At 38.1% G+C, this 16213-nt stretch carries 19 protein-coding genes; 6 read left to right on the forward strand and 13 right to left on the reverse strand.

All coding sequences use genetic code 11. The annotated features are described in order from the left end of the window. Nucleotides 1-201: hypothetical protein (locus B5D46_RS12135; RefSeq protein ID WP_159443028.1), on the forward strand; the 201-nt coding region annotated here is incomplete at its 5' end. Nucleotides 202-484: 283 nt separating this feature from the next. After that, complete coding sequence (locus B5D46_RS05705; protein ID WP_078928636.1) at nt 485-1045, forward strand: phenolic acid decarboxylase; 561 nt, start codon at nt 485-487, stop codon at nt 1043-1045. A gap of 88 nt (nt 1046-1133) precedes the next feature. Here B5D46_RS05705 and B5D46_RS05710 read toward each other — a convergent pair whose 3' ends face one another. Together B5D46_RS05710 and B5D46_RS05715 are read right to left on the reverse strand one after the other, a co-directional pair. Then, nucleotides 1134-2213, reverse strand: coding sequence for an FAD:protein FMN transferase (locus B5D46_RS05710; RefSeq protein ID WP_078928637.1), 1080 nt, complete (start codon nt 2211-2213; stop codon nt 1134-1136). Between the two features lie 48 nt (nt 2214-2261). Next, nucleotides 2262-2519: a hypothetical protein gene (locus B5D46_RS05715; protein WP_031492063.1), complete on the reverse strand. Its 258-nt coding sequence runs from the start codon at nt 2517-2519 to the stop codon at nt 2262-2264. A 501-nt stretch (nt 2520-3020) separates the two neighbouring features. Between B5D46_RS05715 and B5D46_RS05720 the strand changes: the two genes are divergently transcribed. After that, a complete protein-coding gene (locus tag B5D46_RS05720) occupies nt 3021-4745 on the forward strand; it encodes a proline--tRNA ligase (protein ID WP_078928638.1) in 1725 nt (574 codons plus the stop codon). A gap of 63 nt (nt 4746-4808) precedes the next feature. On the opposite strand, the gene B5D46_RS05725 is transcribed toward B5D46_RS05720, so the two are convergent. The 8 genes from B5D46_RS05725 to B5D46_RS12340 form a co-directional block, all read right to left on the reverse strand. Continuing rightward, the gene (locus B5D46_RS05725) at nt 4809-5873 is read right to left on the reverse strand and encodes a flagellar basal body P-ring protein FlgI (RefSeq protein ID WP_234973825.1); all 1065 of its coding nucleotides are present in this window, start codon (nt 5871-5873) and stop codon (nt 4809-4811) included. A 71-nt stretch (nt 5874-5944) separates the two neighbouring features. Then, on the reverse strand, nt 5945-6664 hold the full coding sequence (locus B5D46_RS05730) for a flagellar basal body L-ring protein FlgH (RefSeq protein ID WP_078928640.1): 720 nt from the start codon (nt 6662-6664) through the stop codon (nt 5945-5947). A gap of 25 nt (nt 6665-6689) precedes the next feature. Further along, nucleotides 6690-7478, reverse strand: coding sequence for a flagellar basal-body rod protein FlgG (gene flgG, locus B5D46_RS05735; RefSeq protein WP_031492067.1), 789 nt, complete (start codon nt 7476-7478; stop codon nt 6690-6692). A 13-nt stretch (nt 7479-7491) separates the two neighbouring features. After that, complete coding sequence (gene flgF / locus B5D46_RS05740) at nt 7492-8241, reverse strand: flagellar basal-body rod protein FlgF (protein WP_031492068.1); 750 nt, start codon at nt 8239-8241, stop codon at nt 7492-7494. Between the two features lie 163 nt (nt 8242-8404). Beyond that, a complete protein-coding gene (locus tag B5D46_RS05745) occupies nt 8405-9094 on the reverse strand; it encodes a flagellar hook assembly protein FlgD (RefSeq protein ID WP_078928641.1) in 690 nt (229 codons plus the stop codon). Between the two features lie 241 nt (nt 9095-9335). After that, entirely contained in the window at nt 9336-9803 is a 468-nt protein-coding gene (gene flgC, locus B5D46_RS05750) for a flagellar basal body rod protein FlgC (protein WP_078928642.1), read from the reverse strand. 12 nt (nt 9804-9815) lie between these two features. Beyond that, nucleotides 9816-10232, reverse strand: coding sequence for a flagellar basal body rod protein FlgB (flgB, locus tag B5D46_RS05755; protein WP_078928643.1), 417 nt, complete (start codon nt 10230-10232; stop codon nt 9816-9818). 126 nt (nt 10233-10358) lie between these two features. After that, complete coding sequence (locus tag B5D46_RS12340; RefSeq protein ID WP_234973826.1) at nt 10359-11282, reverse strand: CheR family methyltransferase; 924 nt, start codon at nt 11280-11282, stop codon at nt 10359-10361. Between the two features lie 61 nt (nt 11283-11343). On the opposite strand from B5D46_RS12340, the gene B5D46_RS12345 reads away from it, so the two are divergent. The 3 genes from B5D46_RS12345 to flgM all read left to right on the forward strand — a co-directional run bounded on the left by B5D46_RS12345 (nt 11344) and on the right by flgM (nt 13962). Beyond that, complete coding sequence (locus B5D46_RS12345) at nt 11344-12102, forward strand: hypothetical protein (protein ID WP_234973827.1); 759 nt, start codon at nt 11344-11346, stop codon at nt 12100-12102. A 666-nt stretch (nt 12103-12768) separates the two neighbouring features. Continuing rightward, nucleotides 12769-13476 (forward strand): flagellar basal body P-ring formation chaperone FlgA, encoded by a 708-nt coding sequence (gene flgA / locus B5D46_RS05770; RefSeq protein WP_159443029.1) that lies wholly within the window; start codon nt 12769-12771, stop codon nt 13474-13476. Nucleotides 13477-13632: 156 nt separating this feature from the next. Beyond that, nucleotides 13633-13962: a flagellar biosynthesis anti-sigma factor FlgM gene (gene flgM / locus B5D46_RS05775; protein WP_031492077.1), complete on the forward strand. Its 330-nt coding sequence runs from the start codon at nt 13633-13635 to the stop codon at nt 13960-13962. A 100-nt stretch (nt 13963-14062) separates the two neighbouring features. Here the strand turns inward: flgM and B5D46_RS05780 are convergent, their stop codons facing one another. The 3 genes from B5D46_RS05780 to B5D46_RS05790 form a co-directional block, all read right to left on the reverse strand. After that, on the reverse strand, nt 14063-15019 hold the full coding sequence (locus tag B5D46_RS05780) for an AAA family ATPase (protein ID WP_078928647.1): 957 nt from the start codon (nt 15017-15019) through the stop codon (nt 14063-14065). A 241-nt stretch (nt 15020-15260) separates the two neighbouring features. After that, on the reverse strand, nt 15261-15746 hold the full coding sequence (gene flgN, locus B5D46_RS05785; protein ID WP_078928648.1) for a flagellar export chaperone FlgN: 486 nt from the start codon (nt 15744-15746) through the stop codon (nt 15261-15263). An 11-nt stretch (nt 15747-15757) separates the two neighbouring features. Continuing rightward, a complete protein-coding gene (locus tag B5D46_RS05790; RefSeq protein WP_078928649.1) occupies nt 15758-16210 on the reverse strand; it encodes an LPP20 family lipoprotein in 453 nt (150 codons plus the stop codon). Nucleotides 16211-16213 lie beyond the last annotated feature (3 nt).

The following is a 16213-nucleotide window of genomic DNA, read 5'->3' on the forward strand; positions in this document are numbered from 1 at the left end:
CAGGATATACCTTATCAGGCAGCAATAGATTCTCTAATGAGATGCTTCATTTATATTCCAAAGATTTTAGAAGAAGCAAGCCTGCTAAAGAAAGGTTGTCTTGTTAAAGCAGAGCAGATCATAAATGATCTGTTAGGCTCATGGTTTAACGGGATCTGTAACTTCCTTAAGCAGGTAATTCCATTGCCTCTAGCAAGATAATAAATCAATACAAGTTTTTAAAGAGCATCAATCCTAGAGTGGATCTGGATTTACTTAAATTTTTTATCTGGGAAACTCGAGTTATTCATTATATTTTCACAATTTTTTTTATCAGATTTCCCAAAATTGTCTTTTAAACAGGGCTTGTTGCAGACAATCAGAACTTTTTTCTTAACAAAAATCTTATTGACATAAATAAAATTAGATATATTATGTATTTCAATACAAACATGTAATTAATTACATGTATTAAATTACATAAGAAGGAAGAGAGGTAAGAATAATGCTAAGAAAAGTTAATGGAAGCGAAATAAAAGATCTGAAGGATTTTATCGGTAAGCATTTCATTTATACCTACGATAATGGCTGGGAATATGAGTGGTACTGCAAGAATAACCACACCTGCTGCTATCGTATTCACGGAGGAATGGTAAAAGGCAGATGGGTAACTGATCAGAAAATAAACCTTTTTAAAATTGCGGATGGAATATTTAAAATTACCTGGACTGAACCAACAGGAACAGATGTTGCTTTAGACTTTATGCCTGCTCAGGGAAAAATCAATGGAGTAATCTTCTTTCCGAAATGGGTTCATGACCATCCTGAAATCACAGTCTGCTATCAGAACAAACACCTTGACAGAATGTACGAAGCTCGTGAGAAATATGAAACCTATCCAAAGTATCTGGTACCAGAGTTTGCAACAATTACTTACATTGGGGATGCAGGTGCAGACAATAACGATGTAATTAATGAAACACCATATGAGGGAATGACTGACGATATCAGAAATGGAAAGTTCTACGATGACAATTATCATCACGTTTCCAAAAGACAGGATTAACTTCTGCCGATAGCCACTCAAAAATCAGGCTTATATTAAGATGGGAGGCAAGGCCTCCCATAGACAGAAGGATCTTTTTATGGGAGAGCTATTTATTGGCGGTTTCTGAACCACATTTCAGGTAAGGTTCAAACTGCTTTGTATGACGCATAACAGGCTTACCGTCTTTATATTCAATTGTAGCTAATGGGTAGTTATTCTTCTCGCCCCACTCTAAGGTCTTATCTGCACCTAAAACTAGAAGTCCAGTATCAAGAGCATCTGCTTCAAAGGCACTGTCAGAGATTACGGTAACAGATAATGTCTTGTGTGATACAGGATAGCCTGTTTTAGGATCAATAGCGTGAGAATAAACTGTTCCGCTTTTTTCATCCTTAAAGAAATTTCTATAGGATCCGGCAGTTGTAACAGCTTTATCCAAAGCACATATAGGAGCAAAAAGCTTAGGAGTAGGAGAGGTTGGATCTTCGATTCCAAGCTTCCATTTTCGGCCTTCAGCATTAACACCATAGGATCTGGATGCACCGGCAACATTAACCATAAAATTCTTATAGCCCTGTTTTATAAGTTCCTCCGCTACAGCATCTGCCCCCAAACCTTCTCCAACAGTTGAAAGGTCAAGTCTTACATCAGGATCCTTTTTTAAAAGGTAATTCTTATGATTTTCAAAGCGTAATTCAAATTTGTCAAAACCAACTAATTTTTTTACTTCTTCAATCTGCTCTGGAGATGGGGCACTATCGTTTCTTTTGTTTATACCAAAGCCCCAAAGATTTACCAGAGGACCAACGGTAATATCTGTGGCATCATCAATTCTTCTGCCCTGATAAACTGTATCCTGAATAATCTTGGATAAATCAGAAGATATTTCAAAAGGTTCTGTTGATTTAAACTCATTGAATTTTGCCAGTTCAGCATTCTTATCAAAGGTTGAGATTTCATCACAGATTTTTTTAAAGCAGTTTTCAGCAAGTTCGGTAAGAGCCTGTTCTCCTCCTTTATATCCTCCAACTACGTTTACAGCATAAAAGGTCCCCATTGTTTTACCCTGAACTTTTGTCGAAACCTGCTCTGTAGTTTTCTCAGACTTAGTGTCATCACATCCATAAAGAAAAGTACATAAAGATAAGCAGAGCACTGCAGTAAACATTAGTCGATTTTTTTTCATAAAAGTTCCTTAGGATTTAAATCCGTTATCAATCATTCTTGTTCTGAACTAGACTTCTTTATGTGGAATCTCAACCTCATTTAATTCGTTTACATTACATTTGATTTTACTTTTTACTTTTTTTGAAACCTTCGATCTGCCAGCCATAGCACACATCTGCTGACAGGTTGAACATGCACTATCGCCCATGATGGAAGCTGTTGCTTCATCCTCAGTCATTAAAGTCTTTTTTCTAAAAATTAGGCTTAGAGAGAGACCTAAAACAAATAGCAGAAAAACAACAAAACTTGCGACAAATACCATCATAAAAGACATCCCGTTTAGAAGATTTGATACATTTTCAAAATTAGAACTGCATAGCTGACTATCATCAGATTATTTGGCTATAACAAAGATATCTATACGATGACAGCACGAAAAATTATAACATTACTCAAACAATATCATCTGAGAAAAAATATTATCCGAAAACCATTAAATATCGATTTCTAAGAACAATGATATAAATAATAAAAAATGATATACTGCTCACCATTAAATTCAGTTCAATTTACGGAAATTACAAAATTTCTATAATTTCTCGCCATATAAGACCATAAAATGAGGTCTGCGAAGTAAATTAGTCTTAAAATCAGATAAAAGTAACTATCTGAGATTTTGGAAATTTTCTTGTCAAAACAAGATATTGAATAACAACGAATTGTTGCGATTTCGATTATTCCCTAATTGAAAAAGATTTTGTTGAAATTAATCAGGAGACGAATCAAATCTCTAAATATCAATGTTGAGATTCATTCGCTATAAAATATGAGAACTAGTCAATTTCTAATTTCTACTTTAAAAGAAGATCCAAAAGAAGCAGCTGTTGAAAGCCATCGTTTAATGCTTCGCGCTGGAATGATCAGACAGATTGCTTCAGGAATTTATACCTGGCTGCCAACTGGAATGAGAGTTTTATCAAAGGTTCAGAACATCGTTCGTGAAGAAATGGATAAAACCGGCGCATTAGAAATTGCAATGCCAATGGTTCAGCCTGCAGAGCTGTGGAAAGAGTCTGGAAGATATACAAAGTACGGTCCGGAGCTTTGCCGCTTTACAGACAGAAAAGAAAACGAATTCGCTTTAGGTCCTACTCATGAGGAAGTAGTTACTGATATTGCAAGAAGAGAAATCAAATCAGCAAGACAGTTACCAATCTGCTTATATCAGATGCAGAACAAATTCAGAGACGAAATCAGACCTCGTTTCGGTGTAATGAGAGGAAGAGAGTTCCTGATGAAGGATGCTTACTCATTCCACATGGATAAGGAATCTCTGAATAAGACCTATCAGGATATGTATGATGCCTATTCACGTGTATTTACAAGAATGGGACTTGAGTTCAGACCTGTAGAGGCTGACACAGGCTCTATCGGAGGAAATCACTCTCATGAGTTCCAGGCTCTTGCAGAGGCTGGTGAAGATACTATTGCATGGTCAGATGGTTCCTCATACGCAGCGAATATCGAAATGGCGGAGGCTCTTGCTCCAACTTATGACAGAGCGGCTCCTGGTGCAGAATACTCTGAGGTTGCAACTCCTGGCTGTCACACTGTTGATGAAGCAGCTAAGGCTTTAGGAATTGAGTCTAATCAGGTTCTAAAGAGTCTGATTGTACACGGAGAGAAGAAGGAAGACGGTTCAAACGAACTAGTTATGATCTGTCTTCGTGGTAACCACGAATTAAATGAAGTTAAAGCGATCAAGATCCCTGGTATTGCAGATCCTCTTGAGATGGCAACCGAGGAAGAAATCAATAACTTCACAAATGCTCACACCGGTTCATTAGGACCTGTAGGCTTTAAAGGCAGAATTCTTGTAGACAGAACTGCTGATAAGATGGCAAATTTTGCTTGTGGAGCAAACAAGACAGGATTCCATTTAATCAACGTAAACTGGGATAGAGATGTCCCTTCATACGAAGTATTTGATCTTCGCAACGTTGAGGATGGAGATCCAAGCCCAGATGGCAAGGGAACCTTACATTTACGCAAGGGTATTGAGGTTGGTCAGGTATTCATGCTTGGCACAAAATATTCAGAGGCAATGAAGGCAACTGTTAAAGATGAAACCGGTAAAGATGTTCCTATGATCATGGGGTGCTATGGTATCGGTGTTACTCGTGCCATTGCTGCTGTAATTGAACAGCATCATGATGAAAGAGGTATTATCTGGCCTGAATCAATTGCCCCATTCAAGGTAGCAATTATTGCTATTAAGCCATCTAAATCTCAGGAAGTAAAGGACGTAGCCGAGAATCTGTATGCAGAACTTCAGAAAGCTGGCGTAGACGTTATTTACGACGATAGAGATGAGCGTCCTGGTGTTATGTTTGCAGACATCGAACTTATGGGTATTCCTCACATCATAACTATCGGTGAGAAGAGCCTGAAAGACGGTGTTATAGAATATAAGCTAAGAAAGACAGGCGAAAAGGAAACTATTCCTGTAAACGATGCTTTAAAGACAATCATGTCAAAGTTTGAAAACTAGCATCAGCTCTACAGCTCAAAAAGCCCGAGTTTTAGGCTCGGGCTTTTATCTTTGTAGATTATATTAAATTACTTCAAGCTTTCCGTCTATCGCACCGGCTTTATCCAAAGCCTCCAGTACTGACATCAGATCACCTGGAGCCAGTCCAACCTGATTCACCGCACGTACGAGATCATCTAAGGTTGCACCAGTATCAAACTTAAACATCTTACCCTTTTTCTCTTCAACATTTATCTGAGAATCAGGAACTACTGTAGTCTGGCCCTGAGAGAAGCTGTTTGGCTGAGATACTCTAGGATCTTCAGAAACAGTTACGGTGAGCCCACCATGGGTAACAGCAACAGGCTTTAATCTTACATTGCTACCGATAACGATTGTTCCAGTTCTTGAATTTACAACAATTCGGGCTGAATCATCACCCTGCTGTATATCCAGATTTTCCAGACTTGCAAGATAAGCTACTCTCTGAGCAGGATTTCTTGGAGCACTGACTCTGATTGAGGTTGAATCTTCAGCAACAGCACTGCCGTCACCATACATATCATTTATGGCATCCACGACATTTTTCGCGGTTGTAAAATCAGATCGGTTCAGATTAAACACAAATGAATCTGTATTAGAAAAGCTGTCAGGAACCTCGCGCTCTATAATTGCACCATTTGAAATTCTGCCGACAGTTGGAGTATTTACAGTTACTTTAGAACCATCTGCACCTTCTACACCTAAACCGCCGACAACAAGTGAGCCCTGAGCAATTGCATAGACGTTTCCATCTACACCTCTAAGCATTGACTGCAGAAGAGTACCTCCTCTTAAAGAGGCAGCTTCACCAATTGCAGAAACAGTCACATCAATAGTCTGGCCTACCTTGGCAAAAGGAGGCATGGTAGCATGAATAGCTACAGGAGCCACATCCTTAATCTTAAGACTTGAACCCTCACTGATCTTTATTCCAAAGGTATTCAGCATTGAACGAAAACTCTGTTCAGTGAATTTTGAGTTTTTCTCACCTGTACCTGACAGACCAACAACCAGACCATAGCCTAACAGCTGATTTTCACGGATTCCCTGTATCGAGGCAATATCCTTCAAACGGGTGGCCTGAGCAGGTAGAGACGCAGCTGTCATAAAAATGACAGCTCCAGTCACTATGAATTTAAGAAATCCTTTTAAAAGTTTCATAGCCGCTCTCCTGCATACTAGAAGAATATATTAAATGCGCTGTTAAACAGTCTTGAGATAAAACCTCTTTCCTGAGTATCAGCAAAATCTCCGGTTCCACCATATTGTATTCTAGCATTTGCAATTCTCTGTGATGAAACAGTGTTATCAGAACTGATATCAGAAGGTCTTATTAGACCTGTTACACGAACATATTCATTGCCATTGTTAAGCATCAGCCACTTTTCACCCTGTACCTGCAGATTTCCGTTTGCATAAACCTTAACCACACTAACAGAGATTTGACCTTTCAGACTGTTAGACTGGCTTCCCTTGCCTGTTCCGCTGAATGTATTTGAATTATTGGAAGTTAATGTTGGGCTATACCTGTTTATGTATTTGTTTGCGTATTTGTTTACAGTATTGTCATCAGTACCAAATGCCAAATTCATTCCACCGTAATTATTCTGGTTATTCTTGGTTAGAGAAGTATTTGCATTCTTACTTGCTGAAGTTGCTTCCTCAAGTGTTACAGATATAATATCGCCAACCTTATGAGCAGAGGTATCTGAATACATTCCATTATTCAGAGTGTATGGATTATAAATACCTCCTGTAGGAACAACATTTGAGTAATCCTCTTCAGGTAGAGCAGGTGCAAATTTCGGATCATCTGGTTTTGGCGAGAATGTATCCAAAGCACAGCCCTGAAGAAGCAAAGCATTCACTACAGCTGTAATCAGTACAATCTTATTCATTTTCCTCTCCTCCTCTAATTAAACGTTATACTGATTGAATTAAAGATCCCATCATTGAATCAACAGTTGTCAGAACCTTTGAATTCATTTCATATACACGCTGAGCCTGAATAAGATTTACAAGCTCTTCAGTAACCTTAACATTTGATGTTTCAAGCATATTCTGACGAATAATGCCCATTCCATCTTCACCGCCAATACCCTGCTGAGGAGCTCCTGACGCGGTGGTCTCAAGGAAAAGATTGTCACCGATTGATTCAAGTCCGGTAGGATTGATGAAATCTGTTACAGTAATCTGACCTAGATCCTGGCTGGCGTTTTCATTTGCGACAACAACTGAAACCTGACCATCACGACCAACAGTAAGAGATACAGCATTCTCTGGAACCTGAATCTGAGGAAGCAATGGATAACCTTCACCAGAGGTTACAATTGTTCCTTCTTCATTTTTTGTAAACTGACCATTTCTGGTATAAGCAGTAGTTCCGTCAGGCAGCTCAATTTCAAAGAATCCTCTACCCTGAATCATCAGGTCGAAAGAATTGTCTGTGGTTTCAACGTCACCCTGACCAAACTGACGCTGTGTAGCAACTACCTTTGCACCAGCACCTATCATTAAACCTTCAGGTAAATAGCCATCTGCAGAAGATCTGCCTCCAGGCTGATTAATCTTCTGATAGAGAAGATCTTCAAAAATAGCTCTACCACGTTTAAAACCAACGGTTGATGCATTGGCAAGGTTATTTGATGTCACAGAGATATTTGTCTGTTGAGCATCTAAACCTGTCTTACTAATCCATAATGCCGGAATCATAATCTTCTCCTCGCTATTCGTATGTCAAAATCATATTTTGACGTTCATCCATCTGATTAGCTGTTTCCATTAGCTTAACTGTTGCATCATACTGTCTTTGGATTCTAATCAGGTTTGTTAGTTCCTCTACTGGATTAACATTAGACTGTTCTAACATTCCGTTTCTAACTCTAACTGTATTTTCCTGTGCAAGAGTTGTGCCATCAACTCTTCTGAATAGACCGTCATAGCCCTTTTCAATATCCTTGTAATTTTCAGGTTTAACCAGCTTTATTCGGGCATATTCCTCAATTACATTAGAATCACCGCCCTGAGGTCTACCTGAAATTACACCATCCTTACTTATGGTGATGTCTGCCAGCATGGCAGGCAGAACAATTGGTTCACCATCTTCGTTTAGAACATTTAAACCGTTAGAGGTAACCAGATTACCTTCTACGTCTATATCTAAACTTCCGTAACGTGTATAAGCCTCGCTTCCAGACTTATCGTTTACTGCTATAAAACCGTCACCATCGATAGCGATATCCAGTTCTCTGTCTGTTGTTTCAATTGCGCCGCCATCCATGTTGTAACCAGGACGTTCCGTCATGGCAAATGCACGAGTAGGATAAGCATCTGCAAATACAGACATAGCTCTGCTGTTTTCAAAATCCGCTTTGAAACCAGTAGTTCCTGAATTCGCTAAATTATTGCTTCGTACAGCAAGACTATGGAAATTTTCCTTAGCTCCTGACATTGCGACCCACAATAACTTATCCATCTGTACCTCCGGATAATTTCCTTCATTGCAGATGAAGTAGCAAATTACATGCCATTAAATTTTTTAGTTAAAAATTAGATAGTTAACAGAAGAAAGGTATTTTATCTGACAGGAAATTGACAAGAGTTCCCTCGAAGGAGAACTCTTGTAATGACTTGAAAATTTACAGAGAAATTGAGCCGACATTATCCAGTGATACTTCACCATAACCTAGAATATTAAGTTTTGTATCACTTACTGTATTGCCAAGAACAACTGAACCGACTGTACCATATGTCTTAACCGGCAAATTAACTTCCTTGCCGCCCTGCATTGCGGAAACGACAACTGTATACTTTCCTGCAGGATACATTTCGCCAGTTTCGGCATCCTTAACACCATCCCAGGAGAAATCTGTAACGCCATCAATGTTTGATGCAGAGAAACTTGAGATAATGGAACCAACATTATCGGTAATGGTAACCTTAACATCAGATGCTCCTGAGCCGGCATCTATCTGAGCCATAAGAGGAGAATTACCATCAAAGAAGGCTGTGCTTGAATCGACAAGAACACTTCTTCCAACCAGACTTGATGCTGATAACGCAGAGCTTGATGAAATCGAATTTACAATATTATCCATGCCATTGGTAATAGTTGTTAGGTTATCAACTATTGAAAGCTGAGACATGGTGCTTACCATCTGATTATTATCAACAGGAGAAGATGGATCCTGATTGGTCAACTGTGTGGTTAACAACTTCAGGAAGTCTGCCTGATCTAGAGCATTATTATTCTTTTTGGCCGAAGCGGCAGCTTCTTGCTGATTTATATAACTGGATGTTTTACCAATTGAACTGAAATCCACTGACATAAAACTATCCCCCAAACCTTTTTACCACACCGGCAAACTTTGCCGGTTAACTAAATCTTACCATATATGATTCAATTAACGTGCCAATTATTATGGCAATAAGATCTTTTATTTTTCTGAATAATTATTCAGAGAAAAATTATTCAGAAACTATTCTATCAATAAAAAAAATCTGACCAGTTATAGAACAAACGGATCAGATTCTTTCTGTTAAAAATAATTAAGTTAAGCTGACTGATGACTACATATTAGGATTTGTTCCCATCTGCAGTGTTGCCTGCATCATTTTCTTTGCACTTGTAGCCATCTGAACCGCAGTCTGATAAGAACGGTTGGCACTGATCATATCAGCCATTTCTTCAACAGTATTTACATTTGGTCTGTAAATGTATCCCTCATCATCGGCCAGAGGATGATTTGGATTGTATTCCTTGATTGTTGGAGCATCAGACTCGATAACACCTTTTAAAGCAACGCCAACACCATAAGGTTCACCTGTTACAGGATCTGTTACACCGCCTTCGGAAACCTCAAACTGCATAGCTTCATCAAATGCGGCAGAAAACAGAGGACGTCTTGCCTTATAGGTTGTTTCTACAGATAAACTGACTGATTCAGCATTAGCAAGGTTAGATGCTGTCGCATTCAATCTAACAGACTGGGCATTCATTGCTGTACCAGCAATATCAAGTATTCTGAATATTCCCATTTTACACCTCTACTACATTGATGCTCTTAATGCACTCTTAAGTTTAGAAATACGTCCGTTTAGGAATCTAAGAGTTGCCTGATACTCAAGATTGTTATTCATATACTTCATTCTTTCAGTTGATACTTCGACCGTGTTACCATTTCCTGTATCTGCCTGATATGGCATTCTGTATTTCATGGTTAATTCAGGCTCATCTTCAATAGCACTGTGCTTCATATGTTTAGAATTTGTAACAATCATATTTGAAGGTTCTTCCATCTGAACATGTGCGGCATTTTTAAAAGCAATATCAAAATCTAGATCGCGGGCTTTAAAGCCAGGAGTATCTGCATTTGCAAGATTACCTGCAAGAACTTCAGCTCTCTGATTTCGAATTCCCATCGTGTACTGGAAAACGCCAAAAGCTTTATCAAAACTGATACTCATACCTTTCACCATTGCGTCAAAAAAATATTATTATTTTGCGTTTAAACGTATAAGCATATTTTGTGCCATAAAAAAAGCGTTATCAAACAATATGATAACGCTTCATTTTAGGATTAAAGAAAAGAATTAGAAGGCATATTTCTGAGGTTTTAATCGATAAAGAATACCAGGACTATGCCTTACCATTTCATATTTATCAGCAACACCAACCAGAGTTTCTGTAGATCCTAAAATCAGGTAACCTTCAGGATTCAAACACATGGTCAGTTTACGAAGAATATCGGCCTTAACATCATTGGAGAAGTAAATCAGAACGTTTCTGCAGAAAATAACGTCAAATTTACCCATAAGCGCATAAGAACCTAAAAGATTCATAGGACGGAACTCAACCATTGACTTAACCCTAGGATCAATCTGCATGATATTAGGGTTTCTGGTAGGTTTGAAGAATTTAGCCTTGCGTTCTGCAGACAGACCTCTTGATAATGCGTGAACATCATACTGTCCGAGCTTACATGTATTTAACATCTCTGGAGACAGATCTGTTCCGATGATCTGAGTCTGTTTAGGATCAACATGAATCATCTTAGCCATCTGTTCCTGAACAATAATACCGATAGAATATGGCTCCTGTCCTGATGAACATGCAGCAGACCAGATTCTGACAGGATATTTACCCTTCTTAGCAAGTTCAGGAAGAATAAACTGTTCCAATGCTGTATAAGGATACGTATCACGGAACCATAAAGTTTCGTTGGTGGTCATTGCATCAATTACAGCATCCTGAATCTTATTATTAGGAGTGTTCTCCATAGCCTTATTAATAAGCTCATCAACGTTTGAGATGCGGAACTTAGACAGAAGAGTTGATAAACGGCTGTTAACAAGATACTGTTTACCAACACCTAGAACAATACCGCATTTTTCTTCAATAAATGCAGCAAAGCGTCTGTACTGCACATCTGTTACTTCCTGACCAGGAGCAACAGGAGGTACATTACCACTATCTGTTGAACCTGATGATAAAGGTGCTTTTTTAACTGTTGACAAAGCTGCTTTGGTTTCGGCAAACTTTTTCGCAAACTCATCGCTGCTAACAGGTGCAGATGTTTTGGTTCCTAGTGTACTACCTGCTGATGCTGTTGTTGATGCAGTAAATGAGGATGGTCTTGCAGCAGTTGCGGTTGTACCAGCTGATGCTGCTGTTGAAGTAAAAGCAGATGGTCTTGCCGCTGCCGTAGTTGCACCTGCTGTAGAAGCAGGAGTTGTAGCAAATGCTGAAGGTCTTGGAGCGGTTGTTGCAGCAGTACCTGCAGCTGAAGTTGAAGCAAAAGCAGATGGTCTTGCTGCTGTAGCAGTTGAGGAAGCTGCTGTTGCCGTTGTCTGTGCAGTTGCGGCTGAGAATGTAGTAGCTCTTGGAACAGCCGCAGCAGCTGTACTCTGTGGGGCAGCAGCTCCAAAAGCAGAAGGTCTGGCAGCAGTTGCAGTAGCACTTGCACCTGCAGGAGCTGCAGTTGTAGTAAATGCAGATGGTCTTGGTGCTGAAGCAACTGTATTAGCTGTAGCAGGAGTAGATGATAAAGAAGCAGGACGAGCTGCAGTTGCACTGCTTACCGATGTCAAAGGAACAGTTTTTGACATGGAAGATGATCCAAATGCAGAAGTTGTTCCTGGAGCTGAGCCTGTACTACCTGCTGCAGAAGAACTACCTACACCTAAACCTGCAGGTCTTGCCGCATTAGATGACAATGAAGAAGAAACTCCAGCAGATGGCGTCTTATTTAGAGTAGATCCTGCATTAGATGACAGTGTACTGCCACCAGTTGCAGGGGCTGAGGCTGGTGAACCGGTTGATGAAGAAAATGTTTGATTAAACTTACCTTCATTATTGTTATTATTTGAATTTGTAAATGTCATCTCATCCATGCCTTTACATACAATTTATTAACAAAAACGTTGAAATTCTTAACGTTCGGCTATTTTTATATTTCTAAAAATATATTATTCTGCTTTAACCACTATATATACAGAGCCTCTTGTATCAAACAGATCAATTGAATTTAATTACTCTATCTTCTTGAATTTTAAGCATAAAGTATACATATCCAGTGATTATTTTTCAATAAGAAACGATTACATAAAATTAACTATCTAATAATAATCCCAACACAAATACACTATAGTAAATCTTTTAAGATCAATACATTAAATATAAAAAAAACAATAACAGATTTTTCTTAGTAAATACGGATAAAAAAGGCAATACTCCCCTAGTGGCAATTTACCCACCGTATACAATAAAGAATAATTAGCAAATCCGGGTAAACAAAAGAAATCTCAAAATTTTGCGGATTAAATCACACCGGAAAAACGATTTATTCAAAATAAGTGCGACAAATCCAACTTTGTTGGTATGGCCCGAATCTTGCTACATTCTCCACCATTAATTATAGAAACTGTGGCTGTTTGTACGGATGTATATGTCATTATGTGCTATTATCATAATGAGACTCAGATTCTGTTCAAGGAAAATCCAGTGTTATTTTTTATAAAAAAAATTTCAACAATTTTTTTGTTATTCCTTTCCATATTACCTGCTGCAACTAATGCAACACAGGCAGAGGCAGAATTTCTATCTAATGTTGCAAAGCAATACATGCTTGCACAATTCACAAATAAGGATGTCGATAAAAAGTATGTAGTCAAGGTTGCAAAGCTCGATCCTAATCGTGACTATGGAGGAAAATGTTCAGGTTACCTGACAGCAGAATTACAGAATTCAGAGATCAAAAAAAGTAATGTTGTAAGAATTACATGCTCAAGAAAAGAGAATCCGTATGTAATCAACATTCCTGTTACAGTTTCTGTTTTAAGAGCATCCGTAGTGGCAGCATCTAATATACAGAGAGGAAATGTAATCACCTCAAGTATGGTTGAAGATGCATTCGTTAATGAAAATACAACAGCAGCTTCAATTATTAACGACAAGAACCAGATCATTGGAAGTAAGGCAAAAAAAGATATCAGAGCCGGAGAACAATTTAAAATCAGCGATATAACTCTGATTGCTAAAGGTGATATCGTAACTATCGAGGCAAGCTCAAAGAATCTGTATATAAAAACACAGGGAATTGCACTTGAAGAAGGAAAATTAAACGACACAATTCAGGTCAGAAACAGTAAAACAAACAAAATAGTAACCGGCATAGTCGAAGGCCCAGGAATTGTGCGAGTAATTTTTTAGAAAATTCAATAAGAAAAGTTTTTTTTCATTTTTTTTTATTTTTTTTGAAATTTTTATTTAAGTTTTTTTTATTAATTCCGTTAACAAATTAACAGTGGTAAATATTAAATCTGCTGATAATATATCTTAAGAGAGAGAAAGATTGAGGGTAGTATCATGGCAATAGATGCATTAAATAGCCGCATATATAAAAGCGGCGTAAAAGAGTCCGTTGCTACTGCCAAAAACGTAGCACAGGATCCTAAGGGAAATGTTGCTTCAAAGGAAACCGTATCAAAATTTGGTTCAGATTCAGTTGTTCTGACTAACGCAGCACAGATTTTGACAAAAGGAACTCAAAAAGCAAAAGAATCCTCAGGAGTAGATTCTGCTAAAGTAGAAAAACTAAAAAATGCAATTAAAGATGGCTCATACAAAATTGATTATGAATCTGTAGCAAACAAGCTGATCGATTCAGAAGACGAGTTATCTTCCATCTTTGGATAAAGCAGTTTTGCAGGAGAACTGCTTACCCAGATATAACCTCATTATGCAGGAGAATGAGGTTAAAGCCCAGCATGAGTATGCTGGGTTTATTTTTTTTAGCCTATTCCGTTTTTACAGTCGGCTTTCCACCTTCGTGTCCAAAAATATCATTACATAGTCTCATCACATACTCGTATTCAACTGCAGGCAATCTTAAGGCAAAACACATTTTTATTATTTTATGAATGTCCAGATCTGTATCAAGAGACATAAGCCCTGCGATTTTGATTAGAGATCTTGTTGAAAAAGGCGCTGACAACTGCCTTACACCGTTCTCAAAACCAACTTCTATTACCTGCCTTAAATCGTGAGCAAATTTAAGAAGCTTTACACATAGCGACTCATCAATGGAAGGAAACATACTTAGAATCATGGCTTTTTCTACGTTAGTTTTAGGATAAGACATTTCCATAAATCTGAACCTGTCAAGAAAAGCCTGATTTAAGAGACGAACTCCATTATAAAAACCGCTAGTATCTCCATTTCCCTTTGAGTTAGCAGTAGCAACAACACGGAAATTAGGATGAGGTTTGATGATCTCCCCCTGATTTGCCACAATAGTTAAATCCTTTCCATCAAGAACATCATTCAATACAGTTAAATCACCAGGGGACATCAGGTCAACTTCATTTAAAATTAAAATTTCACCGTACATCATGGCCCTGGTTAAAGGTCCATATTCATAAATCAGTTCCCCATTCTTTAAAGAAGAATGCCCTATAAGTTCTAAAGATTCAGATTTGTTAGATAAGGTGATCTGTTCTACAGGCCAGTTTAATCTTGCCGCAACCTGAAGAACCAGAGAAGTTTTGCCACACCCCGAAGGTCCGCTTATATACAGACAGTCTTTAAAAGGATGAACCAGATATAGTAATAGATCATTCAGACTGTTCAGTTCAAAAACATATTCCGCATCAAGATTTGGCACATGCTGAGTATAGTTTACAGGTGAAAAATCAAACTCAGAAATTACAAGTTTATCATTGCCAAAGATATTACAAAGATTAACCAATCCCATTTTTGCTCCAATGTAATTTGTATTTATGCATTATTCTTAGACTAGAAAAAGAAGCGTAAGCTATTAAATGCACATTCATCTTAAATTACATTTTTTTTAGCTGTTTTCTAACATACCCATAATTTGTAGCAATTCTGAGTATCACTTTGATTTTTATAATAAAAAATGGTTTAAAGAGAGAAGAGCAAAGATAAGAATAATAGTCCTGCTTCAAGAAAACAGGACTATCTGAATTTAAAGATTAAGCTGAAACAGAAACTCTAAGAGGAGCTCTTGCGGATGCACTTCCCTTGTTGTTATAAGTCATATTACGGGTTACAAGATCTCTTGCTTCTACAAGTAAAGCCTGAAGCCTATTGGAAGACTGCATACACATGGTAATCAGTTTGCCATTTACTTCATTTCTAAAATGACATTTCTTCATTTTGTTCTTTATTATCAGCACTTCTGCACTGTATTTGGTTTTAAGAGTTCCAACATCAGGGTGTAGTTTCAGTTTCTGATCATTTGACTGTAGTTTCAGCATCAGATCAGACTTTTCTGTTGAAAGCCCCTGTAACAGCTCAAAGTGTCTTTCCTTCAAAGCAAGATATTCCCTGCTGATAACCTGTTCCAGACAGGATAGAACCTTATCCTGCATCATTAGATAGTCTTTTATAGGTTTTACAGCTGCTTCCTGAGTATTAGGAGTTATCTTTTTGAAAACAAATCTGTTGGCAGTTTCCATATTAACCTCCCCTATAAAGCGCCACGCATATCATACATGTCGTAGACTACACGGGTATCAAGCTCAACCTCGGTTGCATAGGTATCTCCCATGGCATACTGTCTGATTACTCGTGCACCATGAATGAATCCATCAACTTCTGTTTTTACGTTATTGGAGGTTTCCACACTGTTACTGTTCAGTGAATCCTTAGCATTTATATATACGCCATTTACCTGCTCTGACAGCTCCCTGTAAGCCTCTATCTTTGAAGCTCTCATGGCTTTTATCTGTTTCATCTGAGATGTTGCTCCCGGCTGTCTTGAAATTGAGGCATAACCAGTTGCACGGAGAACAGGAAATGCGTTTGGCTTTTTCACACCAGAATCAGTAAAACTGATATTTCTGGTTAAAAAAGTAGAAGAGCATGATGTCAATGTTAATGACATTGCAATTGCAACTGCAACTATCTTTAATATCTTCATTTT

The organism is Succinivibrio dextrinosolvens DSM 3072, assembly GCF_900167015.1.
In the GTDB taxonomy this organism is placed as follows: Bacteria; Pseudomonadota; Gammaproteobacteria; order Enterobacterales; family Succinivibrionaceae; genus Succinivibrio; species Succinivibrio dextrinosolvens.

Coding starts and splice junctions, on each gene's coding strand:
- B5D46_RS05730 (WP_078928640.1), bottom strand. CDS start 6,664: ATGAATAAGATTGTACTGATTACAGCTGTAGTGAATGCTTTGCTTCTT.
- B5D46_RS05715 (WP_031492063.1), bottom strand. CDS start 2,519: ATGATGGTATTTGTCGCAAGTTTTGTTGTTTTTCTGCTATTTGTTTTA.
- flgM (WP_031492077.1), top strand. CDS start 13,633: ATGGCAATAGATGCATTAAATAGCCGCATATATAAAAGCGGCGTAAAA.
- B5D46_RS05705 (WP_078928636.1), top strand. CDS start 485: ATGCTAAGAAAAGTTAATGGAAGCGAAATAAAAGATCTGAAGGATTTT.
- flgC (WP_078928642.1), bottom strand. CDS start 9,803: ATGGGAATATTCAGAATACTTGATATTGCTGGTACAGCAATGAATGCC.
- B5D46_RS05710 (WP_078928637.1), bottom strand. CDS start 2,213: ATGAAAAAAAATCGACTAATGTTTACTGCAGTGCTCTGCTTATCTTTA.
- B5D46_RS05790 (WP_078928649.1), bottom strand. CDS start 16,210: ATGAAGATATTAAAGATAGTTGCAGTTGCAATTGCAATGTCATTAACA.
- flgN (WP_078928648.1), bottom strand. CDS start 15,746: ATGGAAACTGCCAACAGATTTGTTTTCAAAAAGATAACTCCTAATACT.
- B5D46_RS05720 (WP_078928638.1), top strand. CDS start 3,021: ATGAGAACTAGTCAATTTCTAATTTCTACTTTAAAAGAAGATCCAAAA.
- flgG (WP_031492067.1), bottom strand. CDS start 7,478: ATGATTCCGGCATTATGGATTAGTAAGACAGGTTTAGATGCTCAACAG.
- flgB (WP_078928643.1), bottom strand. CDS start 10,232: ATGAGTATCAGTTTTGATAAAGCTTTTGGCGTTTTCCAGTACACGATG.
- B5D46_RS05725 (WP_234973825.1), bottom strand. CDS start 5,873: ATGACAGCTGCGTCTCTACCTGCTCAGGCCACCCGTTTGAAGGATATT.
- B5D46_RS05745 (WP_078928641.1), bottom strand. CDS start 9,094: ATGTCAGTGGATTTCAGTTCAATTGGTAAAACATCCAGTTATATAAAT.
- B5D46_RS05780 (WP_078928647.1), bottom strand. CDS start 15,019: ATGGGATTGGTTAATCTTTGTAATATCTTTGGCAATGATAAACTTGTA.
- flgF (WP_031492068.1), bottom strand. CDS start 8,241: ATGGATAAGTTATTGTGGGTCGCAATGTCAGGAGCTAAGGAAAATTTC.